This window comes from Caballeronia sp. S22 (assembly GCF_964261745.1).
Taxonomy (GTDB): Bacteria; Pseudomonadota; Gammaproteobacteria; order Burkholderiales; family Burkholderiaceae; genus Caballeronia; species Caballeronia jiangsuensis.
This window is the reverse complement of record NZ_OZ180035.1, coordinates 3,152,558-3,178,411: the sequence shown is the minus strand read 5'-3', so window position 1 is coordinate 3,178,411 and position 25,854 is coordinate 3,152,558. Positions and strand designations below refer to the sequence as shown.

Here is a 25,854-nt window from a genome sequence, read left to right as displayed (position 1 = left end):
CAGCACCCGGACCGGCCCGCACGACTCAAACCAGTTCCACCCCCATCGCTGTCGCTTCGCCGCCGCCGATACACAGACTCGCGACGCCGCGCTTCAACCCGCGCGTCTTCAACGCACCGATCAAGGTCACCAGAATGCGCGCACCCGAAGCGCCGATCGGATGCCCGAGCGCACATGCGCCGCCATTCACATTGACCTTGTCGTGAGGCAGATCGTGTTCGCGCATCGCGGCCATCGTCACGACGGCGAATGCTTCGTTGATCTCATACAGATCGACATCGCTCGCGCGCCAGCCGTTCTTCTCGAAGAGCTTCCTGATCGCACCGACGGGCGCAGTCGTGAACAACGCAGGCTCCTGCGCGAACGTGCTGTGCCCGACGACGCGCGCAATCGGCTTCACGCCGAGCCGTTTGGCCGTCGACTCGCGCATCATCACGAGTGCCGCCGCACCGTCCGAAATCGATGACGAATTGGCGGCCGTCACCGTGCCGTCCTTGGCGAACGCCGGCTTGAGCGATGGAATCTTCTCGATGTTGGCCTTGAACGGCTGCTCGTCGCGGTCGATCACGGTATCGCCCTTCCTGCCCTGCACGGTGACCGCCGCGATCTCCCACTTGAACGAGCCGTCTTCGTTCGCCCGTTTCGCGCGCTGCAGCGATTCGACCGCGAACGCATCCTGCGACTCGCGCGAGAACGCATACGACGATGCGCATTGCTCCGCGAACGTGCCCATCAGGCGGCCCTTTTCGTAGGCGTCTTCGAGGCCGTCGAGGAACATGTGATCCAGCACCTGACCGTGGCCCATGCGCATGCCCCCGCGCGCCTTCGGCAGGAGATACGGCGCGTTCGTCATGCTTTCCATGCCGCCCGCGACGATCACGTCGACCGATCCGGCCATCAGCATGTCATGCGCGAACATCGCGGCGCGCATGCCGGAGCCGCACATCTTGTTGATCGTCGTGCAGCCGGTCGACAGCGGCAGCCCGCCGCCGAGCGCAGCCTGACGCGCGGGCGCCTGGCCTTGTCCGGCAGGCAGCACGCAACCCATGATCGCTTCGTCGATCTGCTCGGGTTTCACGCCCGCGCGCTCGACTGCGGCCCTGACTGCCGCGGCGCCGAGTTGCGGCGCGGTCAGCGAAGCGAAGTCGCCCTGAAACGCGGCCATCGGCGTGCGCGCCGCCGAGACGATGACGACGGGATCGGTTTGTGTCTCACTCATGTTTCAACTCCTTGATGACGCCTTGAATAACGGCGGGAATATCGCCCAGACGCGCCGCATCGGACGCGAGTACATCGTTCTCCGTGGAATGCGCGCCGCCGCGGCTCATTTCTGCGATGCCGGCGCGATACACCGAATCGATTTCGTCCGATGCGCTGATCATCATGCCCATGTTGCGCAAACGGCCATCGTGCACGCCGTAGGTCCAGCCATGCACGGTGAGTTCCTGCCCGCGCGCCCACGCATCGTTGACGACGGTCGTGCGGCACACATTGATGGTCTGCTCGATCGTGTTCAGCTCGACGAGACGACGATGCCGCGCATCGCCCATCGGCCATTCGTCGAGCAGCGCGGCGTGCTTCTCGCGCACGTCTTCGACATGGCGCAGCCAGTTGTCCGCGAGACCGACGCGCCGCCCGACGAGCGCCGCGCCCACGCCCGAGCAGCCGTAATGGCCGACGACCATGATGTGCTTCACTTTCAGCAGATCGACGGCGAACTGGATGACCGACAGACAGTTGAGGTCCGAGTGCACGACCACGTTCGCGATGTTTCTGTGCACGAACACTTCGCCCGGCGGCAGGCCGATGATTTCGTTGGCGGGCACGCGCGAGTCCGCGCAGCCGATCCACAGATACTCGGGCGTCTGTTGATGCGCGAGACGCTTGAAGAAATCGGCGTCCTCGGCGAGCTTGCGCTGAACCCATTCCTGATTGTTCGCGAACAGATGGGCCAGCGGAGTCGAGGATTCGTTGTTGTCGGGAGTGTGGTTCATATTCGATAGTCAAAGCGGGACGGCGCGCGTCAGGCGGCGCGCGCGTCCTGTCGACCGGACTTCTCGAAGCGCTCCGGAAACCGGATGCTGAATCGGACGTCCCGGTCATAGGGAAAGAAATCGGCGAGCTCGCCGCGCTGCAGTTGTTCCTTGTAGCGCTGCCAGAGCGCGGGATCGAAAAAATCCGCGTGATGGCGCATGAAGGCCTCGCGCACGCGCGGATCGCCGAGCAGAAATGTGCCGTACGTTTCGGGAAAGATATCGTGCGGCCCGACGGTATACCACGGCTCGCCCGACAACTCGTCTTCCTCGTTGCGCGGCTGCGGCACGCGGCGCACGTTGCAATCGGTCAGATACTCGATTTCATCGTAATCGTAGAACACCACGCGACCGTGCCGCGTCACGCCGAAATTCTTGTACAGCATGTCGCCGGGGAAGATGTTGGCCTGGATCAGCTGCTTGATCGCATCGCCGTATTCCTTGATGCCGTGATCGATTTCGTCATCGCTTCCGTCTTTCAGGAAGAGATTCAGCGGCACCATGCGGCGCTCGATATACACGTGTCTGATGACGAGATTGTCGCCTTCGTACTCGATCATCGACGGCGCTTCCTTCTCCAGTTCGCGGATGAGCGCATCGTCGAGGCGCGCGACGGGCAGCGCGACGCTCGAATATTCGAGCGTATCGGCCATGCGGCCCAGGCGATCGTGACGCTTCACGAGCTGATACTTGTCCTGAATCTTCTGGCGCGTGGTTTCCTTTGGCGGCGGAAACGCGTCCTTGATGAGCTTGAACACGTAAGGAAACGACGGCAGCGTGAAGACGATCATCACGAGCCCCTTGATGCCGGGCGCGACGATGAACTTGTCGCTCGAATGCGACAGGTGATGCAGCAAGTCGCGATAGAAATCGTTCTTGCCCTGCTTCTGCAAGCCGACCGACGTATAGATTTCGGCCTTCGGCTTGCGCGGCATGATCGTGCTCAGGAACTGCACGAACGCCGACGGCACTTCCATGTCGACGAGAAAATACGAATGCGAGAAGCTGAAGATGATGAGCACCTGCTCGCGCGACAGCAACACGGTATCGAGCGCGAGCAGGCCGGGCGACGTGTGCCGGATCGCGATGGCGAAGGGCAGCAGCGCATCGCCGTTGATGACGCGCCCGACGATATACGCCGCCTTGTTCCGGAAGAACAGCGACGACAGCACATGAATCTGAAAATTCGGCGCGGGCGTGAGATCGCCGAAGGCGTCGCGCATCGCGTCCATCACGCACTGCACGTCGCGCGGCAAGTCCTCGAACGGCGGCTCGAGCTGAAAGTTCGTGACGATGCGTTCGAGCGTCGCGGCGAGGCCGTCCTTCTGCGGGTAATACGCGCGATACGTGGGCTTCGCGGCGGGTTCGTCGTTCTCGATATATTCGGTCGAGATCGCCGGTCGCACGAAGATGAAATCGTTGTTGAAGTAGGAGCGATGCAGAATCTTGCAGCACACGGAATTGAAGAACGTCTCCGCGCATTCGGGCTGGCGGTGCGTCGTCAGCAAGCCGATGTAATGCAGCTTGATCTGCTGCCACACGTCGTCGTCGATATTTTCGGCGTCGTATTCGTCTTCGAGCGACGTTACGCACTCGGCGACGCGATCGTCATACGACGCGATGCGGTTTCGCGCCAGTTGCTGCAACGCGAGCCATTCGCCGCGCTCGAAGAGACTTTTCGCCTCGATCGCGGCCTCGCGGAACACGCGGTAATGATGCTCGAAGCCTTCGAGTATCGTCTGCGCGACATCGAAGCCGATTTGCGACGAGAGCAGCTTGGGGAAATGATTCATGTCGACCCTTCGCTTCGCGTGTGGCGGTCACGTCATGCCGCTTTGGGCTTGCGTGCGCGCTTTTCCGTTCCCGCTGCGATCAGCGCGCGGCCTTGTTCCTCATACGCGGCGAGTTCGGTGAGCGTCGTGTTCAGGTCTTCGAGCTGACGTTCGAGCACCTCGCGATGCGCCGCGATCGTATCGACGAAGGCTTGCAGTTGCGTGGTCGAGCCGGTGGGCGAGTCGTAGAGATCGAGCAGCGTGCGGATTTCCGAGAGCGTGAAGCCGAGTCGCTTGCCGCGCAGCGTGAGCTTAAGGCGCGTGCGGTCGCGCGGCGAATACACGCGGCGCAGGCCGTTCGAGCCTTCGCGCTTCGGCGCGAGCAGGCCCTGATCTTCGTAGAAGCGGATCGCGCGCGGCGTGATGTCGAATTCACGCGCCAGTTCGGTGATGGTGTAGTGCGTCGGCTGAGTCATCGCGGGCCGGCAGCGCAAATGCGCGCGCAACGTTAGAATGGATGTTTACGTTATCGTCAACTTCGCCAAATTGCAACGCGGCGCAAACCCGGAGGCACGGACCGAATGAACGCCCTCGAACACCAGCTCGATTATGTTTTCGCCGACGCACTGCCCGAATCGGGCGGCGTCAAGGAAGTGGCGCCGGGCGTGTTCTGGTTGCGCATGCCGTTGCCGTTCGCGCTCGATCACATCAATCTCTGGCTGCTGCGCGACGAAATCGACGGCGTGAAGGGCTGGACCGTCGTCGATTGCGGCATTTCGAGCGACACGATCCGCGCCAGCTGGGAGCGCGTGTTCGATTCCGTGCTGGATGGTCTGCCGGTGCTGCGCGTGATCGTCACGCATTGCCATCCGGATCATCTGGGCCTCGCCGACTGGATCTGCAACGGTGGCGACAAAAAGCGCTGGAACGTGCGCCTGTGGATCTCGCTGGGCGAGTACGCGATGGGCCGCGTGATGGCCGCGGGCGACGGTTCCAACGCAGGCGGCGAGCGCGCTGCGGCGCATTTCGCGGCGCACGGTCTGACCGACGAAGCCTCGCTCGATGCCTTGCGCAAGCGCGACAGCTATTACCCGACGCTCGTGCCGTCGATTCCCGCCGAATACCGGCGCATCCGCAACGGCGATGTTATCCGTATCGGCACGCGCAATTGGGAAGTGGTGTCGGGCTACGGCCATTCGCCGGAGCATAGCGCGCTCTTCTGCGCGGCCGACAAGCTGCTCATTTCCGGCGACATGGTGTTGCCGCGCATCTCGACGAACGTGTCCGTGTTCGCGGTCGAGCCGGAAGGCAATCCGCTCGCGCTGTATCTGGAATCGCTCGGCCGTTATGAAACGATGCCCGCCGATACGTTCGCGCTGCCGTCGCACGGCAAGCCGTTTCGCGGCGTGCAGACGCGCATCGGGCAATTGCGCGAGCATCATCGTGCGCGGCTGGCGGAAGTGCGCGAGGCGTGCGCCGCGAAACCGTGCAGCGCCGCCGATATCGTGCCGATCATGTTCAAGCGCAAGCTCGACATTCATCAGATGACATTCGCGCTCGGCGAAGCGCTCGCGCATCTGAACCTGCTCTGGCTCGATGGAACGTTGAAGCGTCAGACCGGCGACGATGGCGTGATCCGCTTCACGCCGGCCTGACAATATTTACTGCACCGAAACGCCGCCGAAGTTCACGCGCCCGAACGGGCTCACGTTATAGCCGCCAACATTCGCACGCGTGAGCGCGGCGGCCGTCGGATAGACGAGCGGAATCCACAGCGCCTGATCGTGGATGATCTTCTGCGCATCGACATACGCCTTCGTGCGCTGCGCGACATCGGCTGTCGATTTGCCGTCGGCGATGAGTTTGTCGAGCTGGCTGTCGCAATAGCGCGCGAAGTTGATGCCCGACTTCACCGCGTTGCAACTGAAGAGCGGCGACATGTAGTTGTCCGGGTCGCCGTTATCGCCGGCCCAGCCCATGAACAGCATGTCGTGCTGACCTTGTTTCGCTTCCTTGATCAGTTCGCCCCACTCGATCACTTTCACCTGCGCCTTCACGCCGATCTTCGCGAGGTCCGCCTGCAGCAGTTCGGCGCCGGCTTTCGGATTCGGATTCAGCACGCTGCCATTCGGGCGCACCCAGATCGTCGTGTCGAAACCGTTCGGGAAGCCCGCGTCGGCGAGCAGCTTCTTCGCATCGGCGGATGAATACTTGTACGCCGTGACGTTCTTGTCGTAGCTCCACGTATTCGGCGGATACGGATTCACCGCGGGCGTGGCCGTGTTGTCGAACACGGTTTTCATGTACGTCGTGCGATCGAAAGCCATGTTGATCGCCTGACGCACCTTCGGATTATCGAGCGGCTTCTTCTGCGTATTGAGCGCGACGAACGCCGTCATGAACGCGGGCGCCTCGCTTACTTTCAGCGACTTGTCCTTCTTCGCGTCGAGCACATCCTGCGGCTTCGGCGAGAGCGCGATCTGGCATTCGCCCGCCTTGATTTTCTGGGCGCGCACGGACGCATCCGGCGTGATCGCGTAGATCAGGCGGTCGATCTTCGGCTTCGGACCCCAGTACGCCGGATTGACGTCGTAGCGGATCACCGAATCCTTCGTATAGCTTTTCAGCGCGAACGGCCCGGTGCCGATGGGCTTGCTGTTCAGATCGTTTTGCTGGTTCGCCTTCAGCAGCTTGTCGGCGTACTCGGACGAGTAGATCGAGGCGAATCCCATCGTGAGAATCGGCACGAAGGTCGCGTTCGGCTCGTTGAGCTCGAATTTCACGGTGTGGTCATCGACTTTCGATACGGCCTTGATGAGCTTCACGAGACCCATCGATTGCGCGTGCGGAAAGCCGCTCGCGCCCGCGACCTTGTGCCAGGGATTGCTGTCCGACAGCATGCGTTCGAACGTGAAGACGACGTCGTCGGCGGTGAGTGGACGCGTGGGCTTGAAGTAGTCGGTCGTCTGAAACTGAACGTTCGGACGTAGATGGAAGGTGTAGGTCAGGCCGTCGCTGCTCACGTCCCACTTTTCCGCGAGCGAGGGCGCGACCTTCTTCGTGGCTTCGTCGTAGGAGACGAGCGTATTGAAGATGACATCCGCCGACGCATTGGTCGTCACGAGCGAATTGAATTGCACGACGTCGAAGCCATCCGGACTCGATTCGGTGCAGACAGTGAGCGGCTTGGACAGCGCAAGCATCGGCGTGGCGAAGCATGCCACCGCTGCGGCTGCGGCAAATAATTTCAGGCGCATGAGATCTCCCGATCTTCATTTTTGTTCGTGGATGAGCATGGCGCGCACGCAGCAAGCGACGCGCCCGGCGCGGCTAGATTAGCGAATGCATCGTGCGCCGACAACGATTCGATCGGCATACGCATATTCATGACATTTCTCTGCCGCGCATGCGCGGCTTGCCCAAACCGGGCGCAGCAGGCTAAACTTGCGCCGTCTTTGGGGAGTAGCCTTCCTTCGTGAGCGAAGGAGAACGCGTCAACATCCTCGGCTCTGCTGCCGTGGCGCGTTCGACCGGAACGGTTTGGCGAGACCATCGATGCGCTATGTCGTTCTTGGTCGGACGGCGCGTGGCGCATCGTGGTTCGCTTGACGTCCGGCCGTGGAATCATCGTGTCCCCACAACTACAACATCCCTGTCTCTCGCGCACGCTTGCGCGCCTGTCGCATGTTTCGATGCGAGGTGCCGCATGACGATGCTCTTCCTCGAACTCGCGTTGATGCTCGCGATCATTCTGGTCGCCTCGGAGCTTTTCACGAATGCGCTCGAACATCTCGGCGAACGGCTCGGCATTTCCGAAGGCGTGACCGGATCGCTATTCGCGGCGGTCGGCACGGCGTTGCCTGAGACGACGGTGCCTATCATCGCATTGCTCGGCGGTACATCGAGCCGTGCGGTCAATGAAGAGATCGGCGTCGGCGCGATTCTCGGCGCGCCGCTCATGCTCGCGACGCTTTCCACTTGCCTGATGACGGTCGCGATTCTCAAGTCGCGCGGCTTGCGTGGACGGATCACGCCGGAGCGCAGCGGCTTCACGCGCGATCTCAACTTCTTCCTGTGCGCGTTCCTGATCGCGTGCGCCGCGATGTTCGTGCCGCATCATGCGTGGGAGGTGCGTGCGCTGTTTGCGGCCGGGCTGGTTGGAGTCTATGTCGTCTACGTGATTTCGACGTTCAGGGCTTCGGCGAAGCTCGTCGAGGGAGGACACGGGACGGAGGCGCCCGAGGCCTTGTTCGCGTCGCGTCTCGGTTTGAAGACGTCGCTCGGCACGATCATGCTGCAGTTTCTCGTCGGTATCGTGTTGCTCGTCGGCGGCGCGAAGGGATTCATTCACGGCGTCGAGGGCGTGTCTCACGCGCTGGGGATTTCGGCGCTGTTGCTGTCGCTCATCATCATTCCGATCGCCACGGAATTGCCCGAGAAGGTGAACAGCATCATGTGGGCGCGCAGAGGGAAGGACACGCTCGCGTTCGGCAACATCACCGGGGCGATGGTGTTTCAAGGGACGTTGCTGCCGGGAATCGGCATCATGTTGACGCCGTGGGAGCCGCGGATCGAAGTGCTGACCGGTGTGCTGATCACGCTCGCGGCGGCGGCGTGGCTGCGGTTCAACGCGAAAGACAATGGCGTCGTGCTGTGGGCGCTGCTCGGGAACGGCGTGCTGTACGCGGCGTATCTCGCGTTGACGCTCGGGCGCTGAGAAGTAAGAAATGCCCGCCGAAGCGGGCATCAAGAGCGAAGCAGCGCGCCGGACATCGGCGCGTTGTTCTTGTTGTTCTTGAGTTCGTTATCGGCGTGAAAAGAAAAAAACTTTAGGGCGTGGCGTTTAATCTGGCGGATCGAGCGCAGCCGGCCCCGGGGGCCATTGCCGGAAGTAGCACGGTTTCCCGCCTCATCTCCGGGCTTTGGATCGCGGTCGTCGAACGGATAATTTGCCGGACACTCATCTTCGGTCCGACAGGAAACCCATATGTCCGCCAGCGTACAACTTCGCGCCGTTCCTCCACGGACCGACGAACGCATTTACGTCACCCAGCCGCACCTGCCGCCGCTCGCGGAGTTCCTGCCTTATTTGCAGGAAATCTGGTCGAGCAAGATCCTGACCAATGGTGGACCGTTTCACCGCCAGCTTGAGCAGGCGCTCTGCGACTATCTCGGCGTGAAGTATCTCTCGCTGTTCGCCAACGGTACGCTTGCTCTCGTCACTGCGCTGCAGGCGCACCGCATTACCGGTGAAGTCATCACGACGCCGTACTCGTTCGTCGCGACGGCCCATTCTCTGCTCTGGAACGGCATCAAGCCGGTGTTCGTCGATATCGATCCGAACACGTTGAATCTGGATCCGAAGAGGATCGAGGAAGCGATCACGCCGCAGACGACCGCAATCATGCCCGTGCATTGCTACGGCCATCCCTGCGACGTCGAAGCGATTCAGAAAATCGCGGACAACTACAACCTGAAGGTCATCTACGACGCGGCCCACGCCTTTGGCGTGCGCACCGAATCGGGCAGTGTGCTGCAGCACGGCGACCTCTCCGTACTCAGTTTTCATGCGACGAAGGTGTTCAACACGTTCGAGGGCGGCGCGATCATCTGTCCCGACGCGAAAACGAAACAGCGAATCGATCATCTGAAGAACTTCGGTTTCGTGGATGAAGTCACGGTCGTGGCGCCGGGAATCAACGGCAAGATGAGCGAGGTGAACGCCGCGTTCGGCATGCTGCAGCTTCAGCACATCGACGCCGCGCTGGAGTCGCGCAAGAAAATCGACGCGACGTATCGCAGGCTGCTAAGTCAGGTTCGAGGTATCCGATGCCTTGGCGACAGCGGCGAAACGGTGGCCAACTATTCCTATTTCCCGATTCAAGTCGATGCCGACTTTCCGCTGAGCCGCGACGCGCTCTACGACAAGTTTCGCGAACAGGAAATCATCGTCCGTCGCTACTTCTATCCGCTGATCTCCGATTTCCCGATGTATCGGGGACTGCCGTCAGCGCATCGAAGCAACTTGCCTTGCGCGGCGGATGCCTCGTCCAAGGTGCTGTGCCTGCCTATTTACCCGGGGCTGTCCGAGGCAGATATCGACAGGATCGTCGAGGTCATCGAGAGCTGCTGAGCCGCGCGACACCGATGACCGCGCTTAGGTCATAGGTCGAACAACGCCCCCTTCTGACGTCATCTTCGGAGATGAACGTTGATGCCTAGACCGCACACTTGCGGTATTCCAAGTAACACAGAACATCATGAATAGCCATCTGTCGCTCGCCGAAGCCGTCGCCCTTGCATCTCCGTCCGAACAGGATATCGTCGTCGCCCTGAAAACCGCGCTGCAGCATCAGCAAAACGGCGAGCACGGCGAGGCCGAGCGTCTGTATCTCGGCATTCTGGCGGCAATGCCCGGTCAGCCGGACGCGAACTTTCATCTTGGGACGCTGTACGTGCAAACCGGCAGTCCGTCCAGGGCGCTGCCTCACTTCGAAGCGAGCATCGGGGCAATACCGCAGAACGGTCAGTACTGGTTCGCCTACGTCAACGCGCTGATCGAGGACAAGCAGGTGTCGGCGGCCTGGATCGCTTTCGAAATCGGCCAGAAGCACGGACTCGAAGGACCCCTGGCGGACCACCTGATCAGACGGATGACGGGTGCGGTCGAAGTGAGCTTCGTGCCTGCCGCCGCGCCGACTCCGGCGCCGGTCGTCGATGCCAAGGTCAGGAAAGTTGGCGCGACAGGAATCCGCCGCCCTTCGACGCGCGAGATCAATCACTTTTCGGCTTTGTTCAACAAAGGCCAGTTCGGGGACGCTGCCAAAGCCGCGTCCACCATGACCCAGCGCTATCCGCAGGACGGAAGTGCGTGGCGTTGCCTGGGTGTTGCGCTCAATCGCGATGGCCGGCATGGCGAGTCCGTCGCGCCGCTGAAAAGTTCGATCGAACTGGAACCGGGCGACATTCAGACTCGCGTGTTGCTCGCCGATACGCTCGTGGTTCTGGGGCAGCACGGCGCCGCGGAAAGCGAGTGCCGGACCATTCTGGAAAGCGCTCCGGACCGTGCTGAAGCTTACCGCATCATGGGCATTGCGCTGGGTGGCCTGGGAAGGTTCCACGATGCCGTGGCCTCGTGCCGCCGGGCCATCGAACTGGCGCCGTCCTCATCGGGAAACCACGGGACGCTCGGGATGCTGATGCTCGAGGCCGGCATGATGTCCGAGGCGGCAGAACATCTGCGCCGTGCAGTCGAGGTCAACCCCGGCGACGCCGCTTCCCACAGCAATCTGCTGTTCTGCCTCGTGCATCAAACGGACATCGATCAGGGCGCCTTGCTCGCGGAGCATCGGAACTTCGCACATCACCACGAGGCATCGATTCCGAAGCTCCAGTTGAAGCGTCAAATCGATCGATCCCCCGGCCGAATCCTGCGGGTCGGTTTCGTCTCGGGCGACCTTTTCACTCACGCGGTGGCGTCTTACGTGCTGCCCGTGCTGAAGAGCATGGCCGACGACTCGAGCATTCAAACTTATATCTACTACAACCACACGGTCGAGGACGCGACGACCCAGCGGTTCCGCGCCTGTACTTCGCACTGGCGTCAGGTTTCAAGAATGTCCGACGAGCAGCTCGCGCGCACGATTCAAACCGACGGCATCGACATTCTCGTCGATCTGTCGGGCCATACCGGTCGCAACCGGCTGCTGTCCTTCGTCCGCAAACCCGCACCGATTCAGGCCAGCTGGATTGGTTATCCGGCAACGACAGGGCTGTCGACGGTCGACTATTACCTCGCCGATCGCTTTTTCGCGCCGCTTGAACTGGTGTCTGGTCAACTCACCGAAAAGATCGTGCATCTGCCTGCGATCGGACCGTTCATCCCCGCGGAGAACAGCCCGCCAGTCAACCTCTTGCCGGCACTCCACAATGGATATGTCACCTTCGGCAGCTTCAACCGCATTAACAAGCTTCGCCCGGACGTGATCGCGCTTTGGGCGAAAGTGATGCATGCGGTGCCGAATTCCAGGATGCTCATCGGCGCAATGCGCAGAGAGGGTGACCAGTCCGACGAAGCGAGGGTGACCAAATGGTTCGCCGACGCGGGCATATCGCAATATCGGCTTGCGTTCCGGCAGCGATCGAGCGTCTCCGTGTATTTGCAGCAGCACCATCAGGTCGACATGTGCCTCGATGCATTTCCGTATTCGGCTTCGACCACCACGCTCAACGCGCTGTGGATGGGCGTGCCGACCTTGACGATGGTCGGCGACTCGCTCGTCAGCCGCGCCTCGACCGCATGGACGGCGCATGTCGGGCTCGATCGCTTCGTCGCGCGAGATCAGGACGATTTTGTTCGATTGGCCGTATCGACCGTGGGCGAGCTTGCCACGCTCAACGAAATCAGGCTGGGCCTGCGCGATCGCTGCCGTCAGTCGGCCGTGTTCCAGCCGGATGTGGTTGCCGAAGGCGTCTCTCGTGCATTCAGAACGATGTGGCAACGATGGTGTGACGGACTGCCCGCTGCGCATATCGACGCAACCGGAAGTCCGATCGACGGTTGAGCGATTGCACGAGCTTGTCGATTTAGTTTCGAATGGCCGCGGGAGACGGGAAGTCGCCGCGGCTTTCGTCATTGAGGCGACCCAGGCGAGTCTTCATGCTCGGCGCCATTCGTGCCGGCCGCTGCTCAAGCCTTCTTTCGCACGAGCGGGCGAGCCGGATTTCCGACGACCGTGATGCCCGGCGGAACGTCTTTCGTGACGACGGCGCCCATGCCGACGGTCGCCCCTTTTCCGATGCGCAGCGGCTTGTCGGGCGAGCCCTGCCTCAGAACGGCTCCGGTGCCGATATAGACGTCGTCCTCGATGACGACGCGCCCGTTACACGATACCCGTGGCGCGAACGTGACGAAGTCGCCGACGATGCAGTCGTGCGCCACGTAGCTATAGGTGTTGCACTGGAAGTGGCGACCGATCCTCGCATTCGATCTGCACATGGAAAAGTCGCAGAACACGGCGCCTTCACCCACCTGCACGTCATCCTGACAGACGTACGTCGATGCAGCCAGCGTCCCGAATACCAGTTCCTCGCGCTCACAGCGTTCCACGATGGATCGGCGCGCCGGTGACGAGCCGAGCGACACGATTACCTCACGGTCTCTATGCCGGGACGAGATGAGATCAGTGAACGAGATCACGACTACACCGTTCTTTTCCGTGCCGATTTCGCATGCCGTGTCAGACACGAAGACGATATCCGGCGGGACGTCCGAAAGGCTGGCGCGAGTTCTTGCCAGAGGCAGAAGCTCCCGGCCGGAACCTCCGCAACCATAGATTGCGATGCGCTCCATTGTTCACTCCAGATCGAGGGAGAAATTCAGATAACCCATGGCGTGTGAGCCGACTTTGTCGAGGGGTCATTGATTGTAGGCGATCCCGCGACGAGCAGGTTTTGCAGCGCTGCCGTCGGGCAAGGAGGAAAGGGCGGCGAGTAAACGGAAAACGGGCGCGGATTTCACATCCGCGCCCGTCTGCTCCGCCCGATCGACCGGCGCCGCTACCGGCGCGCGTCAACGATTCAAGCCAGGGCTTCCGCTTCGGCGATCGTCAATTTCTCAGGCAAGGCTGCATCGAAGAATCGCAGATCGACGGCCATTAGATCCATCTCGTAGTAGAAGAAGATGTATCCCTGATCGACGAGATCGCTCGCGAGCGCGGCATGTTCTTCCTGCGACAGGTTCACGACCTCGATATTGATGACTTTCGGACGATATGCCGTGAAATCGAATTGCCGGAATACCCGGTAATCGAACCCTTCCGTATCGATCTGCAAAACGTCGATGTGCGACACCGCGTTGCGATCGAGGACAGCGCGCAACGGCAATCCCTCGACCATCTGAACTTCGACGTAGTCCTCAAAATCCTTCAGTTTCGTGTCGCTGAAGGTCGACATTCCGCCGAGCCAATGCGGCAGATTATGTTTGCGGATGGTCTCCTGTGTAACCCGGTACAAGGGGAAACTGCCAGCTTGTTCCGCGATCGCCACGTTCTCGAAGATCAGTCCGTTGGTCCCGGCGTAGTTCGCCTTGAGTTGGACCATCATGTCGGGGAGCGGTTCGATGAGGATGCCCTTCCAGCCAAATTGCTTCACGTAAGGATGAATCGGGTCATAGCTCTTGCCATCCATTGCGCCAACTTGAATGAAATCGACCTTCTGGGTGCGCTCGCTGAGGATCTGGAAAATATCGCCGGGCGTGTTCCAGGATAGCCAGCCTTGCCGCTCCATCACGGAACGCTTGTAGTCGTGATAGCGACCTTTCGAGTGCTTGACCGTCGTCACGACCCAGGTCAGCGCATCATCCGAGTGGCTGATATCGAACAGCTTCTTTCCGCCTTGCCACGACCCGGCGGGTGCATTGGCCAGCACTTCGTCGAATGCAACCGAGAGACCGATCTGATCCAGAAACCACAATCGATTGTGCTGCGCCAGATTGTGGTGGATCAAAGCGGCAGCCAGGCCGATATAGCGGCGACCAATTTCCGTCGGGGCGAGATAGACGAAGCCGCCGGGCACTTTCTCCCAGAACGGCGCAAACGGCAGGTCGGTGGTGATCACATCGGCATGCAGATCGTGCTCGGCAATCCACTTCCGCCAGCTTTTGCGGAACAGGCAATCGGCGTCGACGACCATCACCGGCGCGTTGAGCATCTCGAGCAATTGCGACGCGACCACGAAGCGGCGCGACGCGAAATAGACGTTCGCTCCTTCCTTTACCCAGGTCGGTTCCTCGAACGTCGCGGTGATCGTCAATTCCGGGAAGCGCTCGTACAGTTGCGTCACATAAGCGCGAACACTCGGATTCGGGGCGTAGAGATGCAGGTGAACGCACAGTTCATCTGCATTGGTTTCGCGCAACGAACCGATCAGCGCGAGCGCGTGCGCGAAGAAGTAATTTTCATCGCACGCGATCAGAACGGTCGGGCGGCTTCGCACACCGGCCTCAGGCCGGATGAGCCAATTCAATGAAGGCAACGGAGCGTGCGCGGCGACCGGCGCGGTGAGAATCGAGAAATCGACGGGATCGGTCGGACGCTCGCCCAGCTTGTAGGCGCAAGCCATGCCCATCAGCGAAACCGTCGGATTGCGCGCCTGCACGTTTGCCGCGAAGAGTCGTTCGAGGAACGGCAGCGCTGCTTCGTAGTCGCCGGCGATCGTCGAGACCATCGACATCATCATTTGCAGCGTCGCTGATTTCTCGACCAGCATGGGCACCTGGTTCAGCAGCGCGATCATCGCTTCGATTTCGCCGAGCCGATACAGCAACTGAGCGGCGATCACGACATATTGCTCGGTCGGATCGAGGCTCAGCACGCGATCGACACCGGTCTTGACGGCATCGACGAGCGGACGCTGCAATGGCGTTTGCAGTCCGTCGCGGGAAGCGTCGAACGCCAGGTTCGCTTGCGAGATCAGCAGCAGCATCAGTTTGAGCGCTGCGTCCTTGTTTGCCGGCAGCCCGGAGTGCACGGGCATCAGATGTTCGGCGAGCGCGGCGGTATCGCACGAATTCAGCGCCGTCTGGACGAGTTCCCGCGGCAGGTTGCCGATCGCCGGAAAGGAGAATTCCCGGGTGAAGACATCCCGGTAATACTGATGCATTTTTTCGGCTGCTTCGTATTGCGACATCTGCGTCCCTCGACCGTTTCGCTAGTTGGCGGTCGCCCGAAAACGGGTAACCTGTGTAGCAAAATTCTAGCGAGGGTCTTGCGTGGACAAAGCGTCGAACTGGAGGGCAAACACGAGCCAATTCACGAGACGAGTGTGACTAGCAGCGGGGCGCGATCACAGTGCCCAGTTCGACCTCGCACCGCGCCCAGTGACGTTCAGAACCGCGCAGCCTGGTGATATCGGCCAGCGGCATTTGCCTTGTCCATCGCGAGGCGATAGCCGGTCGAGAGCAGCACGTTCGCCTCTTGCACTTGCGACATCATCGACTCGATGCTCGCCTGAATCTTGCGGATGATGACGAGCGCGTCGGCGGACTGCTCCGCTCCGATCTGCATGACGAGCGGCGTGCGCGCCTGCGTGAGTTCGGCCGCTTTCACCCAGTCCTCCGCGGCGACAGCGGCTTCGATGGCCTCGGTCAGTGTCCAGGCGTGCTGGATCAATTCGTACTGGTTCATGTTCGACTCCGGTATTCGCGCTTACTTCGCGTTCGTGGCCATTGCGCCCGCGCTGTTGGTGCCGCCGAACAGCTGCGTCAGGTAGCTCGACTGAGTCTGCATCTGCGACATCAGCGTGTTGAGCGCCGTGAACTGCGTGTTGTATTGAGTGGTCAACTGCTGCGTGTACGAGGTGAGCTGCGTCTGCTGATCCGAGATGCTCTTCAGATCGGCGTTCAGGGCCGTCGTGCGGGTGTCGATGAGGCCGCCCGTCGCGAGATAACTCGTCAGGCTCGTGTTCAGTTGCGCCGCGACGCCGTTGCTCGAATTGAACAGCTGGGCTACCGTGCTGGTGCTATTGGTGAGGGCGTCGGTCAGCGCGTCTTCATCGGTTTTCAGCGTGCCGTCCGGCTGCAACGTGATGCCGATGGACGCGAGGTTCACCTGATTGGTCCCACTGCCGATGCCCTTGCTGATCGTGCTCGAAATCGTGTTCTTGATCGCGTTCATCATCGAGTCGCCGAGCAGCGCGCCTTGCGAGCTGGCCGTCGAGTCGTACGACGTGAGCGACGCCGCCGTCGTGATGAAGTTGTTGTACGCCGTAACGAATGCGTCGATCGTCGTCTTCTGACCGCTGATGTCCTGACCGATCGTCAGATTCTGCGTGGTGCCAACCGAGTCCGACGTGAGCGACATGTTGAGGCCGGTGATCGCGCCCTTGATCGAATTCGACGCGCTCGTGATCGCCGTGCCCGCGACCGTCAGATGCGCGTCCACGCCCGAGGTCGTCTGCTTCCAGCCATTCGTGCCGTCGATGGTCGTGTGCTCGGGCACGGTGATCGTGCTGTTCGGATCGTTCGGGGCGGGATCGGTCGTCGTGGTCGACGAGGTGACCGCGAGCTTGTTGATCGGCGAATTGGTGGAGCTGGCGTCCGGCGTGACGCCGATGTTGATGGCGTTGGCGAGTCCCGTCGACGAGGAGCGCAGCACGAGGTGCGCGCCGTCCGTGCCGTTGACGATGGTTGCCGTGACGCCCGGATTGTCGGACGCCGAATTGATCGCGTTAGCGATGCCCGAGAGCGTGTTGTTGCTGCTGTCGAGCGTGATCGTGCTTTGCTTGTTGCCGACCTTGATGGTCATCGTGCCGGAGCCGAGATTGTCCGTCGTCGAGAAGACGCCGGACGTCAGCGACTGCGCCGACGCGATGTTCGTCACGTTGACCGCATAGCTCCCTGCTACCGCGCCGGTGGTGGTGGATGCCGTGAGACCCTTGCCGTCCGAAGTCGCGGTGAACGACGACATGGACGTGCCGTCGGCCAGCTTCGAGAGCGAGCTTTGCAGCAGCGAGAGCACAGACTTGAGCGAACCGACCGCGGTGAGCTGCGTGTTGTCGGCTGTCTGCTTGTTGGTGAGCGCGGCGGTCTGTCCGGCGACCTTCGCATTGACGAGCGCCGAAACGAGCGAGTTCACGTCCATCGTCGAATTCGTCGAACCGCTGATGATCGACTGCGCAGCCTGTTGTACGGCGCTGTTCGGATCGACAGTGGTGCCCGATGTGGAGGTCGTGGCTACGGTGGTCATGTGTACTCCGTTCGTTGCGTGTGGCGTTTGTCTGAATGTGGGCGAAAAACGCTGGGTTTTCCGCAAACGCGAACCGGGAGACGAGCTCCCGGTGCGCTGACTTGCTGCTTCGTTGCTTCTGTGTTGCGATGTTTCGTCATGAACGGCGCGCGTTTCAAGTAATTCGCGCGCCGCTTACTGCATCTGCGATGTTGCTTAGCCGAGGAGCTTCAGCACTTGCTGCGGCATCGAGTTGGCTTGCGCCAGAACCGAGATACCGGCTTGCTCGAGCACTTGCGCCTTGCTCAGGTTCGCGGTTTCTTGCGCGAAGTTCGCGTCCATGATCTGCGACTGAGCCGACGACAGGTTGGTCGCCTGAGCCGACTGAGCCGACGCGACCGACGAGAAGCGGTTCTGCGTGGCGCCCAGGCTTGCCTGGAGCGTGTTGATCGTCGCGAGAGCGTTGTCGACCGAGTAGATCGCGGATGCTGCGCCACCGCTTGCCGAAACGTCGATGCTGTTGATGTTCGGAACCGATGCGGCCGTCTTCAGGGACGCCACTTCCGTGACCTGCGTACCCGAGGTCGGAGCCCCGCCGCTGAATGCTGCGCCGTTGAGCGTGAAGTTGCCGCCCGACGTGGAGCTGAACAAGTTCGAGCCCGTGAATGCATTGCCGGCGTTGTCCTCGTAGGTGAAGCCGCCGCTGCCGTCGGCCTTCACGGTCACCGAAGTGATCGTGCCGCCGGTGGTGTACGCACCGTTGGTGCCCAGCGACAGGCCGTCGATCGTACCCAGCGTGGTGCCCTTGGACGGCGTGCCGAGTGCCGTAGCCGACACGTTCGCGCTCGACAGGTCAACCGAAATGCTCTGGCCGACGTTCGCGCCAACCTGGAACGACAGGCTGCCTGCCGAGCCATCGAGAAGGCTCTTGCCGTTGAACGTCGTTTGCGACGAAACACGGTTGATTTCGCTGATACGCTGCGTCACTTCCTGTTGCAGTGCAGCTTGGTCGGACGTCGAGAGCGAGCCGCTCGAAGCCTGAACAGCCAGCTGACGAATACGCTGCAGGTTGTCGGCGATTTGCGACAGACCGCTGTTTGCGGTTTGAACGAGCGACACGCCGTCGTTGGCGTTCGACACGCCCTGGTTCAGGCCGTTGATCTGCGCCGTCATGCGGGTGGCGATCGCGAGGCCGGCTGCGTCATCCGCGCCGCTGTTGATGCGCTTGCCCGACGACAGGCGGGTGATGGCCGACGACAGCGCGCTTTGCGTGCCGTTGAGGTTCTGCTGGGCAACCAGCGAATTGATATTGCTATTGATACCGATCATTTTTGCTCTCCTGGGAGACTTTGTCTGGCTTTGGCTTTGGCACCGAGTGTTGCCTGGCGGTCCTGCGCTCGGTGATAGCCGGCCGCCTACTTGTGGTTATCGGGCCCCACGAAAAAAACTTAAGCCCTTCGCAAACGATTTGTGTAATGAATGCAGTCGTAAGCCTGCGAACGCTCGCCCAGCAAGGCGCCGGTTTCGCGCGTATGCTTTTCGGTCCGTTCTTTTCGCGCATTCGGAGCACACATGCAGACACGCAGCATCGGCACATCGGACCTGAAGATCGCGCCGCTCGTCTTCGGCGGCAACGTATTCGGCTGGACTGCCGACGAGCGCACGTCGTTCTCGATCCTCGACGCGTTCGTCGACCACGGCCTGAATTTCATCGACACCGCGGACGTCTATTCCGCCTGGGTCGAGGGGCATCAGGGCGGCGAATCGGAGACGATCATCGGCAAGTGGTTCAAGGAAAGCGGCAAGCGGCATCGGGTCGTGCTCGCGACAAAAGTCGGCAAGCTCGGCACGCGCGCCGGGCTGATGGCGGCGAACATCGCGGCGGCCGTCGACGATTCGCTGCGGCGTCTCAAGACCGATTACATCGACGTCTACTTCTCGCATTACGACGACGAGAACACGCCGCTCGATCAGACGCTCGACGCGTATCAGAAGCTCATCAAGGCGGGGAAGGTGAGGGTGATCGGCGCGTCGAACTACACGGGCGAGCGGCTCGATACGGCGCTTGCAGTCGCGAAGGAGTCGGGACTGCCGGCGTATCAGATCCTTCAGCCCGAATACAACCTCTACGATCGCGAAGGCTACGAAACCGGTCTGGAGCCGGTGGCGGAACAGCACAAGATCGCGGTCGTGCCGTACTACGGGCTCGCGAGCGGTTTCCTGTCGGGCAAGTACCGGTCGAAGGAAGACACGCGGCACAAGGCGCGCGGCTCGCGCGTCGAAAAATATCTGAACGCGCGCGGTTTCAGGATTCTCGATGCGCTCGACGAAGTCGCGAAGCGCAACGACACGACGCCCGCGACCGTCGCGCTCGCATGGATGATCGCGCGTCCGAGCGTGACGGCGCCGATCGCCAGCGCCACGTCGGTCGGGCAACTCGAAAGCCTCGCCGCCGCGACGCGTCTGCAACTCGCCGCCGACGACATCCAGCTCCTCGACGAAGCCAGCGCGTGGCAGAAATAAATCTGTTGCATCAATGGGTTGGATGGATCGGGGGGAGTTGGCAGTGGTGCGGTGTTCTGGTAACATCGCGCCCGAATCGAGAAATGTGCCCGATTTCCTGCCTTCGCCGCTGAGAATGACAACGTCAACAAGCAGCGGCGAACGGCTCCGAAACGCGCGTTCGTGTGGTTCCTTCGAAAGCGCATGCCGCTTTGGCGGCTGAATCCCAACGATCTCTTTTCCGGCCTCCGTGGCCGCTTTGCTCGTGTCCGCCGCGCTATTTCATGTCCGGCGGACGATCGGAGTGCCGGGGCGCGGCAGCTCTATCGTCGCGCGCTTGAAAATACGTTTAGCAAACTCAGGATTTACATGACCACTATCGTCCTCAAAGAAAACGAGCCGTTCGATGTCGCGATTCGGCGTTTCCGCCGCACCATCGAGCGCAATGGCCTCATCGCCGAACTGCGCGAGCGCCAGTCGTACGAAAAGCCGACCACCGAGCGCAAGCGCAAGAAGGCCGCCGCTGTCGCGCGTCTGCGCAAGCGCCTGCGCAGCCAGATGCTGCCGAAGAAGATGCACTAAGCGTCTCTGGCCGGCGAGAATTTTCGGATTCTCGTCCGCATGGCAAAACGGCGGTGCGACCCAAATGGGCGCACCGCCGTTTTGTTTGTGCTTCGAACTACGATATTGCGCGTGTCACACGAACGCGTGACGCTTTCCGAGCGCCGCGAGCAGCTCCGGCCACTCGTCGATATCGGCGTAATCGTGTACTTCCTCAAGCTCGATCAGCAGATCGATGATGTTCGGATCGTAGGCATTCACGTTCGATGCGTAGAGCGCGCGCAACAGCCGTCCGTCCCGCGCATGCCGATAGTACGAAATGCCGACGCCTTCCAGCTCGGGCTCGTACAGCTCGTCGCGCACCAGCGATCCGATCGCGCACTTGCGGCCTTCCGGACTGCGGAGCCGGCACGAACCGTTGTCGTCTTCGGACACCGCGCGCTGCGTCAGCAAGTGCTCGCTGACGCGCTCGTAAATCTCCTTCGGGCTCAACATCGTAATGGGGCTCAACATCACAGCACCTGCAATATCACGCAGCCGTTTTGAGAAGTTCGGCGGACAGCCCGAACTGACGCGCGATCGACGTCAGACGCTCGCGCCACTCCCACTTGCCGAAGACGTCGTGCACGTTCTGCAGACAGGAGAGCAATTCGACGGTATTGGGATCGAACACGTTGATGCGCGCACGGAGCAGCGCGCGCCTGAGCGCCGCGACGCCGACATCCATGTACGCCGGCACCTGCTCGGGCGGCTTCGCGATATAGCGAATGGGCACGCCTTCCATCGCGGTGATGTAGTCGCGCGGCTTGATGAAGCTGCCGACAGGACAGCCGCCGCAGTATCCGCGATACGCGCCGCCGCCCTGCGGCAGCAAAGCCGCTTGCCCTTGCACAAAAAGATGCTGTACCGCGCCGTTGAAAATCTCCTGATGGGTCAGGAAGTTCAAGCTTTTCATGATCATCTCCCCTGCGCCCCTGCGCAGCGGCCGTGCGTTTGAGTTTTCGAGAAGCTGCACCTGCTTACCGGAGCGGCGGCGTCGTTGCGAATGTGGCAACCTGAATGAACGCTTCGCCGCTCGGACACTGCATCGAGCACGGCGGTTTCCCGGACTGGCTCGCGTCGGATTTCTACACTCAGTGAACGATCCGTACACCGTCAGTTATAACGGTTCGGTCCGGTAAAAAGGTGCGCCAGCGCACGCGAGGACGCCATTTTTACACGGCTCGTACGTTCGTGCAGTGCGGAAAACCCGGCAAAAAGCCTTGCAATTCGGGGCATTGCGCGTGCTTCACTGCAAAAAAATCGGCTTCTATAGGTGTTTACGCCAAGAGACGTATTTTGTACTCAGACGTGTTGCCAAAAAGCAAAAATTTCCCGCATACGAATATCTTCAGCGTGTGGATTTGGCGGCCGTCTTCCTTTTTGTCTTAGGTTTTTCTCGCGATATGCAACCGACGGCGTGATCGTTGACCAAACCGGTGGCCTGCATGAAGGCGTAGCAAATGGTCGTGCCGATGAACTTGCAGCCGTACTTCTTGAGCGCCTTGCTCAAGGCGTCGGATTCGGGCGTGGATGCCGGCGTGGGGTTCGCGGCATCGCGCGGCGTGTCGATGGTCTTGCCATCGACGAAAGACCAGACGAAGTCCGCGAACGAGCCGTGTTCCTGCTGGATCTGCTGCACGGCACGCGCATTGAGCACCGCCGATTCGATCTTCGCCCGGTTACGTACGACGCGCGCGTCCAGCACGATCCGCTCGATGTCCTTCTCGGTGAAGCGCGCCACCTTGTCGATGTCGAAGCCCGCGAAAAGCGTCCGATAACCCTCGCGCTTGTTGAGGATCGTCGACCAGGAGAGGCCGGCTTGCGCGCCTTCCAGAATCAGCATTTCGAACAGATGCTGGTCGTCGCGCGAAGGCACGCCCCATTCGTCGTCGTGGTACTGGATCATCGCGTCGGTCGTGGCCCAGGCGCAGCGGGTGTGATCGGTGTCTGCCATTGCGAGTCCTCGTCGTTTTTTGGATCGCGTCAGCATAGCCGAACGTCCGCGACGCGCCACCTCTGCCATTCGGCCAATTGGCGCGCGCCGTGGCCACCGGTAAGCTTGCGCCCATGACTACATCCTCGACATCGGAATTCAACGGCTTCCTGCTCGGCATCGACGGCGGCGGAAGCGGCACCCGCGTCGTCCTCGCGGACGCGCACGGCACCGAGCTCGCACGCGCGAATGGCGGACCGTCGGGACTCGGGCTCGGCGTCGAACGTGCGTGGCAGTCCATCGGCGATGCGTGCCGGCAAGCGTTCGACGCAGCCGCGCTGCCCTTCGACTGGCGCAACTGCGTGCTCGGCTGCGGACTGGCGGGCGTGAACAACGCGGACTGGCTCGCGGCCTTCCACGCCTGCGCGCCGGACGTGCGCGCGTTGCGCGTGGAAAGCGACGCCTACACGACCGTGCTCGGCGCGCATGGCGGCGAATCCGGCGTGATCGTCGCGCTCGGCACGGGCAGCATCGCGGCGTCGCTGGACGAGGCAGGCGTTTGCCGCATCGCGGGCGGTTACGGCTTCCCGAGCGGCGACGAAGCCAGCGGCGCATGGCTCGGCCTGCGCGCGGTCGTTCATCTTCAACGCGTGCTCGACGGCCGCGCGACCGAAGACGCATGGTCGCGTGCGCTGCTCGCGCGCACCGGTGCGACGGATCGCGACAGCCTCGTCGTGTGGCTTTGCGCCGCGAACCAGACCGGTTACGCGACGCTTGCGCCGACCGTGTTCGAGTTCCACGATCATCCGGTCGCGGCGCGGCTGCTCAAGCGCGCGGCGCTCGAAATCGAGCGTCTGGTCGCGGCGCTCGATGCGGCGGGCGCGCTGCCCGTCGCGCTGTGCGGCGGACTTGCCGAGCCTTACGAGCCGTTCGTGCCGGACGTGTTGCGGGAACGGGTGCGGGCGCCGCGTGCGGATTCGGCAGCGGGCGCACTCGAACTGGCGCGGCGCGCGGCGTCCGCATTCGGGGCTGCCGGCAGCCCGGCGCGATAAAATAACGAGCTTTGCGGCACCACAAAGGCAGTCATGTACTCGGTCATCGCTACTGATCTCGACGGTACGCTTCTGAACAGCGACCACCAGCTGGACCCCTTCACCGCCGAAACCGTGCGCACGCTAGCGGCGCGCGGCGTGCCCATCATCATTGCGACGGGCCGGCATTACCGTGACGTCGCCGGCATTCGCGATCTGCTCGGCGTCGACGCATATCTGATCACGTCAAACGGCGCGCGCGTGCATGCGCCCGGCGACGAGCGCATCTATTCGCGCGACCTCGATCCCGCCGCCGTACGCCGTCTCGTGCAGCCGGAACTCGCGGGCGCGCACGGCCGCGTGATCGTCAATCTGTTCGCCGACGACGCCTGGCTCATCGACCGCCACGCGCCCGAACTGCTGGTTTTCCACCAGGATTCGGGCTTCAAGTACGAGGTGATGGATTTGCGCGAGCATGACGGCGTGAACATCGCGAAAGTGCTGTATATCGGTGAGCCGGCGGATCTGAAGGAAACCGCCGCGAACCTCGAACGTGAATTCGGCGATTCGCTCTACGTCACGTATTCGCTGCCGGATTGCCTGGAAGTGATGACGTCCGACGTATCAAAAGGGCGGGCGCTGCGTTTCGTGCTGGAGCGGCTCGATGTCGATACCGCGCAGTGCGTCGCGTTCGGCGACAACATGAACGATATCGATCTGCTCGAAACCGCCGGGCATCCGTTCATGATGAACAACGCCAATCCGGACCTCATCAAGCGTCTGCCAGACGTGCCGCGCGTCGGGAACAACTTCGAAGCGGGCGTTGCGCATCAGTTGCGCAAGCTGTTCGGCATTCGCGACGAACTGGCGTCGCCGGGACAGACGCCCGACTGAGCGTCGATCGCGATGGGCCGCCGGATTTGCCGGCAGCCCGTTTTCGCTTATCCGCGATGGCCCCAGTTGTTGCCGTAGCCGCCGTGGTTCCAGCCCGCGCGGTTATAGCGGCCGTAATCGTGGCCGTAGCCACCGTGCCAGCGCGGTTCTTCATGGCGATAGTACGGCGCGCGATACACAGGCGCCGCAGGACGCACGTACACCGGAGCCGGCGCCACATAAGCCGGCGCGCCGAGCGATACGCCGATGTGCAGATCGCTGTGAGCCTGAGCCGCTCCGACAGCACCGATTGCAAGGCCGGTCGCGACGAGCATTTGGGTGACGATGCGCTTCATTGTCTTTCTCCTTTAAGGCGACGTGTGTCGCATGAGTTCAATGTAAGCGTCCGCCGTCTTACATGCTTCGAGGACTTGTTACGGTGTGCAAGGGCGACGTAAGGACTTCGGAAAGGGAAGCTGGGCGTGTGACATCGCTGGAAGCCTTGTCGGACGGCCTTTTCGCGTCTTGCTCTGTATGCAGGAAACTGGGTTCGCAACAATTCATAAGCATGCTGCGTAATTCGGCATTACATTTGTCGCGCGCTTTTAATCATTCGAATGCGCGGCGTAGCGTGAAAACAAAAACGGGCGCATGTAGCGCCCGTCTTTTATTTGCCGCCGACGATTACTTCTGGCGCGTCAGAGCCGGATACAGCAGGCCCGCGAGAATCGCACCGACGATCGGCGCGATCCAGAACATCCACAGTTGATCGAGCGCCCAGCCGCCGACGAAGAACGCCTGGCTCGACGAGCGCGCCGGATTCACCGACGTATTGGTGACCGGAATCGAGATCAGGTGGATGAGCGTCAGGCACAGGCCGATCGCGAGCGGCGCGAAGCCTTTCGGCGCACGGTCGTCGGTGGCGCCCAGGATCACGAACAGGAAGAAGAACGTCATCGCGACTTCGCAGACCAGCGCCGCCACCATCGAGAAATGACCCGGCGAGTGCTCGCCGAAGCCGTTCGCAGCGAACCCGCTCGACGTGAAGTCGAAGCTCGGGTTGCCCGTCGCGATCAGGTAGATGACCCATGCGCCGAGCGTCGCGCCGATAACCTGCGCGACGATGTACGGCACGAGATCGCGCACCGGGAAGCGGCCAGCCGTCGCGAGACCGATGCTCACAGCCGGATTCAGGTGGCAACCGGAAACGTGTCCGATGGCATAGGCCATCGTCAGCACCGTGAGACCGAACGCCAGCGCAACGCCAGCGAAGCCGATGCCGAGTTGAGGAAAGGCCGCGGCGAGCACGGCGCTTCCGCAGCCGCCCAGCACGAGCCAGAAAGTACCGAAAACTTCAGCGCCGAGACGCTTCGACAAATGCAT

The 25,854-nt window shown here is 61.7% G+C and carries 23 protein-coding genes and 1 riboswitch; of the genes, 8 read left to right on the top strand and 15 right to left on the bottom strand.

Going from position 1 to position 25,854, the window contains the following annotated elements; genetic code table 11:
- Positions 1–25 precede the first annotated feature (25 nt).
- Genes ACEN42_RS14910 through ACEN42_RS14895 form a run of 4 tightly spaced genes read right to left on the bottom strand, consistent with a single transcriptional unit; the run spans position 26 to position 4,281 of the window.
- Positions 26–1,219, bottom strand: a complete 1,194-nt coding sequence (locus ACEN42_RS14910; RefSeq protein WP_371880321.1) for an acetyl-CoA C-acetyltransferase — start codon at positions 1,217–1,219, stop codon at positions 26–28.
- Entirely contained in the window at positions 1,212–1,994 is a 783-nt protein-coding gene (gene can / locus ACEN42_RS14905; protein ID WP_238209538.1) for a carbonate dehydratase, read from the bottom strand. The genes ACEN42_RS14910 and can overlap by 8 nt, the downstream gene beginning before the upstream one ends.
- Before the next feature lie 29 nt (positions 1,995–2,023).
- Complete coding sequence (aceK, locus tag ACEN42_RS14900) at positions 2,024–3,826, bottom strand: bifunctional isocitrate dehydrogenase kinase/phosphatase (RefSeq protein WP_371880320.1); 1,803 nt, start codon at positions 3,824–3,826, stop codon at positions 2,024–2,026.
- 32 nt (positions 3,827–3,858) lie between these two features.
- Positions 3,859–4,281: a MerR family DNA-binding transcriptional regulator gene (locus tag ACEN42_RS14895; RefSeq protein ID WP_238209541.1), complete on the bottom strand. Its 423-nt coding sequence runs from the start codon at positions 4,279–4,281 to the stop codon at positions 3,859–3,861.
- Between the two features lie 105 nt (positions 4,282–4,386).
- Here ACEN42_RS14895 and ACEN42_RS14890 point away from each other — a divergent pair, with 105 nt between their 5' ends.
- Entirely contained in the window at positions 4,387–5,460 is a 1,074-nt protein-coding gene (locus ACEN42_RS14890; protein ID WP_238209543.1) for an MBL fold metallo-hydrolase, read from the top strand.
- 6 nt (positions 5,461–5,466) lie between these two features.
- Here ACEN42_RS14890 and ACEN42_RS14885 read toward each other — a convergent pair whose 3' ends face one another.
- Entirely contained in the window at positions 5,467–7,062 is a 1,596-nt protein-coding gene (locus tag ACEN42_RS14885) for an ABC transporter substrate-binding protein (RefSeq protein ID WP_371880319.1), read from the bottom strand.
- Between the two features lie 188 nt (positions 7,063–7,250).
- A riboswitch (yybP-ykoY riboswitch) is annotated at positions 7,251–7,423 on the top strand.
- Positions 7,424–7,511: 88 nt separating this feature from the next.
- On the opposite strand from ACEN42_RS14885, the gene ACEN42_RS14880 reads away from it, so the two are divergent.
- From ACEN42_RS14880 to ACEN42_RS14870, 3 genes are all read left to right on the top strand, one after another.
- Positions 7,512–8,522: a sodium:calcium antiporter gene (locus tag ACEN42_RS14880; RefSeq protein WP_238209548.1), complete on the top strand. Its 1,011-nt coding sequence runs from the start codon at positions 7,512–7,514 to the stop codon at positions 8,520–8,522.
- 270 nt (positions 8,523–8,792) lie between these two features.
- Positions 8,793–9,938 carry a dTDP-4-amino-4,6-dideoxy-D-glucose aminotransferase VioA gene (gene vioA, locus ACEN42_RS14875; RefSeq protein WP_371880318.1) on the top strand — a complete coding sequence of 382 codons (1,146 nt, stop codon included), beginning with the start codon at positions 8,793–8,795 and terminating at the stop codon, positions 9,936–9,938.
- 127 nt (positions 9,939–10,065) lie between these two features.
- Positions 10,066–12,369, top strand: a complete 2,304-nt coding sequence (locus ACEN42_RS14870) for a tetratricopeptide repeat protein (protein ID WP_371880317.1) — start codon at positions 10,066–10,068, stop codon at positions 12,367–12,369.
- A 125-nt stretch (positions 12,370–12,494) separates the two neighbouring features.
- On the opposite strand, the gene ACEN42_RS14865 is transcribed toward ACEN42_RS14870, so the two are convergent.
- From ACEN42_RS14865 to ACEN42_RS14845, 5 genes are all read right to left on the bottom strand, one after another.
- Complete coding sequence (locus tag ACEN42_RS14865) at positions 12,495–13,157, bottom strand: NeuD/PglB/VioB family sugar acetyltransferase (protein WP_371880316.1); 663 nt, start codon at positions 13,155–13,157, stop codon at positions 12,495–12,497.
- A gap of 227 nt (positions 13,158–13,384) precedes the next feature.
- Entirely contained in the window at positions 13,385–15,493 is a 2,109-nt protein-coding gene (locus ACEN42_RS14860; RefSeq protein WP_371880315.1) for an FkbM family methyltransferase, read from the bottom strand.
- A gap of 197 nt (positions 15,494–15,690) precedes the next feature.
- Complete coding sequence (locus ACEN42_RS14855) at positions 15,691–15,990, bottom strand: flagellar protein FliT (protein WP_371880314.1); 300 nt, start codon at positions 15,988–15,990, stop codon at positions 15,691–15,693.
- A gap of 21 nt (positions 15,991–16,011) precedes the next feature.
- On the bottom strand, positions 16,012–17,550 hold the full coding sequence (gene fliD, locus ACEN42_RS14850; RefSeq protein WP_371880313.1) for a flagellar filament capping protein FliD: 1,539 nt from the start codon (positions 17,548–17,550) through the stop codon (positions 16,012–16,014).
- 195 nt (positions 17,551–17,745) lie between these two features.
- A complete protein-coding gene (locus ACEN42_RS14845; RefSeq protein WP_371880312.1) occupies positions 17,746–18,858 on the bottom strand; it encodes a flagellin in 1,113 nt (370 codons plus the stop codon).
- Between the two features lie 243 nt (positions 18,859–19,101).
- Between ACEN42_RS14845 and ACEN42_RS14840 the strand changes: the two genes are divergently transcribed.
- Positions 19,102–20,052, top strand: coding sequence for an aldo/keto reductase (locus ACEN42_RS14840; protein WP_371880311.1), 951 nt, complete (start codon positions 19,102–19,104; stop codon positions 20,050–20,052).
- Between the two features lie 348 nt (positions 20,053–20,400).
- Complete coding sequence (gene rpsU, locus ACEN42_RS14835) at positions 20,401–20,613, top strand: 30S ribosomal protein S21 (protein ID WP_008351904.1); 213 nt, start codon at positions 20,401–20,403, stop codon at positions 20,611–20,613.
- Positions 20,614–20,727: 114 nt separating this feature from the next.
- On the opposite strand, the gene ACEN42_RS14830 is transcribed toward rpsU, so the two are convergent.
- The 3 genes from ACEN42_RS14830 to ACEN42_RS14820 all read right to left on the bottom strand — a co-directional run bounded on the left by ACEN42_RS14830 (position 20,728) and on the right by ACEN42_RS14820 (position 22,588).
- Positions 20,728–21,105 (bottom strand): hypothetical protein, encoded by a 378-nt coding sequence (locus ACEN42_RS14830; protein ID WP_238285369.1) that lies wholly within the window; start codon positions 21,103–21,105, stop codon positions 20,728–20,730.
- Between the two features lie 16 nt (positions 21,106–21,121).
- Complete coding sequence (locus ACEN42_RS14825) at positions 21,122–21,547, bottom strand: hypothetical protein (protein ID WP_035497918.1); 426 nt, start codon at positions 21,545–21,547, stop codon at positions 21,122–21,124.
- Positions 21,548–21,982: 435 nt separating this feature from the next.
- Entirely contained in the window at positions 21,983–22,588 is a 606-nt protein-coding gene (locus ACEN42_RS14820; protein WP_371880310.1) for a DNA-3-methyladenine glycosylase I, read from the bottom strand.
- A gap of 113 nt (positions 22,589–22,701) precedes the next feature.
- Here ACEN42_RS14820 and ACEN42_RS14815 point away from each other — a divergent pair, with 113 nt between their 5' ends.
- Positions 22,702–23,619: a BadF/BadG/BcrA/BcrD ATPase family protein gene (locus ACEN42_RS14815; protein ID WP_371880309.1), complete on the top strand. Its 918-nt coding sequence runs from the start codon at positions 22,702–22,704 to the stop codon at positions 23,617–23,619.
- Between the two features lie 33 nt (positions 23,620–23,652).
- Positions 23,653–24,492 carry a Cof-type HAD-IIB family hydrolase gene (locus ACEN42_RS14810; protein ID WP_238209566.1) on the top strand — a complete coding sequence of 280 codons (840 nt, stop codon included), beginning with the start codon at positions 23,653–23,655 and terminating at the stop codon, positions 24,490–24,492.
- 47 nt (positions 24,493–24,539) lie between these two features.
- On the opposite strand, the gene ACEN42_RS14805 is transcribed toward ACEN42_RS14810, so the two are convergent.
- Together ACEN42_RS14805 and aqpZ are read right to left on the bottom strand one after the other, a co-directional pair.
- Positions 24,540–24,827, bottom strand: coding sequence for a hypothetical protein (locus ACEN42_RS14805; RefSeq protein ID WP_371880308.1), 288 nt, complete (start codon positions 24,825–24,827; stop codon positions 24,540–24,542).
- A gap of 328 nt (positions 24,828–25,155) precedes the next feature.
- Complete coding sequence (gene aqpZ / locus ACEN42_RS14800) at positions 25,156–25,854, bottom strand: aquaporin Z (protein ID WP_035497452.1); 699 nt, start codon at positions 25,852–25,854, stop codon at positions 25,156–25,158.

What these genes read in the sequence shown, in the direction of transcription:
- ACEN42_RS14910 (WP_371880321.1), bottom strand. Translation starts at nt 1,219, where the DNA reads ATGAGTGAGACACAAACCGATCCCGTCGTCATCGTCTCGGCGGCGCGC.
- can (WP_238209538.1), bottom strand. Translation starts at nt 1,994, where the DNA reads ATGAACCACACTCCCGACAACAACGAATCCTCGACTCCGCTGGCCCAT.
- aceK (WP_371880320.1), bottom strand. Translation starts at nt 3,826, where the DNA reads ATGAATCATTTCCCCAAGCTGCTCTCGTCGCAAATCGGCTTCGATGTC.
- ACEN42_RS14895 (WP_238209541.1), bottom strand. Translation starts at nt 4,281, where the DNA reads ATGACTCAGCCGACGCACTACACCATCACCGAACTGGCGCGTGAATTC.
- ACEN42_RS14890 (WP_238209543.1), top strand. Translation starts at nt 4,387, where the DNA reads ATGAACGCCCTCGAACACCAGCTCGATTATGTTTTCGCCGACGCACTG.
- ACEN42_RS14885 (WP_371880319.1), bottom strand. Translation starts at nt 7,062, where the DNA reads ATGCGCCTGAAATTATTTGCCGCAGCCGCAGCGGTGGCATGCTTCGCC.
- ACEN42_RS14880 (WP_238209548.1), top strand. Translation starts at nt 7,512, where the DNA reads ATGACGATGCTCTTCCTCGAACTCGCGTTGATGCTCGCGATCATTCTG.
- vioA (WP_371880318.1), top strand. Translation starts at nt 8,793, where the DNA reads ATGTCCGCCAGCGTACAACTTCGCGCCGTTCCTCCACGGACCGACGAA.
- ACEN42_RS14870 (WP_371880317.1), top strand. Translation starts at nt 10,066, where the DNA reads ATGAATAGCCATCTGTCGCTCGCCGAAGCCGTCGCCCTTGCATCTCCG.
- ACEN42_RS14865 (WP_371880316.1), bottom strand. Translation starts at nt 13,157, where the DNA reads ATGGAGCGCATCGCAATCTATGGTTGCGGAGGTTCCGGCCGGGAGCTT.
- ACEN42_RS14860 (WP_371880315.1), bottom strand. Translation starts at nt 15,493, where the DNA reads ATGTCGCAATACGAAGCAGCCGAAAAAATGCATCAGTATTACCGGGAT.
- ACEN42_RS14855 (WP_371880314.1), bottom strand. Translation starts at nt 15,990, where the DNA reads ATGAACCAGTACGAATTGATCCAGCACGCCTGGACACTGACCGAGGCC.
- fliD (WP_371880313.1), bottom strand. Translation starts at nt 17,550, where the DNA reads ATGACCACCGTAGCCACGACCTCCACATCGGGCACCACTGTCGATCCG.
- ACEN42_RS14845 (WP_371880312.1), bottom strand. Translation starts at nt 18,858, where the DNA reads ATGATCGGTATCAATAGCAATATCAATTCGCTGGTTGCCCAGCAGAAC.
- ACEN42_RS14840 (WP_371880311.1), top strand. Translation starts at nt 19,102, where the DNA reads ATGCAGACACGCAGCATCGGCACATCGGACCTGAAGATCGCGCCGCTC.
- rpsU (WP_008351904.1), top strand. Translation starts at nt 20,401, where the DNA reads ATGACCACTATCGTCCTCAAAGAAAACGAGCCGTTCGATGTCGCGATT.
- ACEN42_RS14830 (WP_238285369.1), bottom strand. Translation starts at nt 21,105, where the DNA reads ATGTTGAGCCCCATTACGATGTTGAGCCCGAAGGAGATTTACGAGCGC.
- ACEN42_RS14825 (WP_035497918.1), bottom strand. Translation starts at nt 21,547, where the DNA reads ATGAAAAGCTTGAACTTCCTGACCCATCAGGAGATTTTCAACGGCGCG.
- ACEN42_RS14820 (WP_371880310.1), bottom strand. Translation starts at nt 22,588, where the DNA reads ATGGCAGACACCGATCACACCCGCTGCGCCTGGGCCACGACCGACGCG.
- ACEN42_RS14815 (WP_371880309.1), top strand. Translation starts at nt 22,702, where the DNA reads ATGACTACATCCTCGACATCGGAATTCAACGGCTTCCTGCTCGGCATC.
- ACEN42_RS14810 (WP_238209566.1), top strand. Translation starts at nt 23,653, where the DNA reads ATGTACTCGGTCATCGCTACTGATCTCGACGGTACGCTTCTGAACAGC.
- ACEN42_RS14805 (WP_371880308.1), bottom strand. Translation starts at nt 24,827, where the DNA reads ATGAAGCGCATCGTCACCCAAATGCTCGTCGCGACCGGCCTTGCAATC.
- aqpZ (WP_035497452.1), bottom strand. Translation starts at nt 25,854, where the DNA reads ATGCATTTGTCGAAGCGTCTCGGCGCTGAAGTTTTCGGTACTTTCTGG.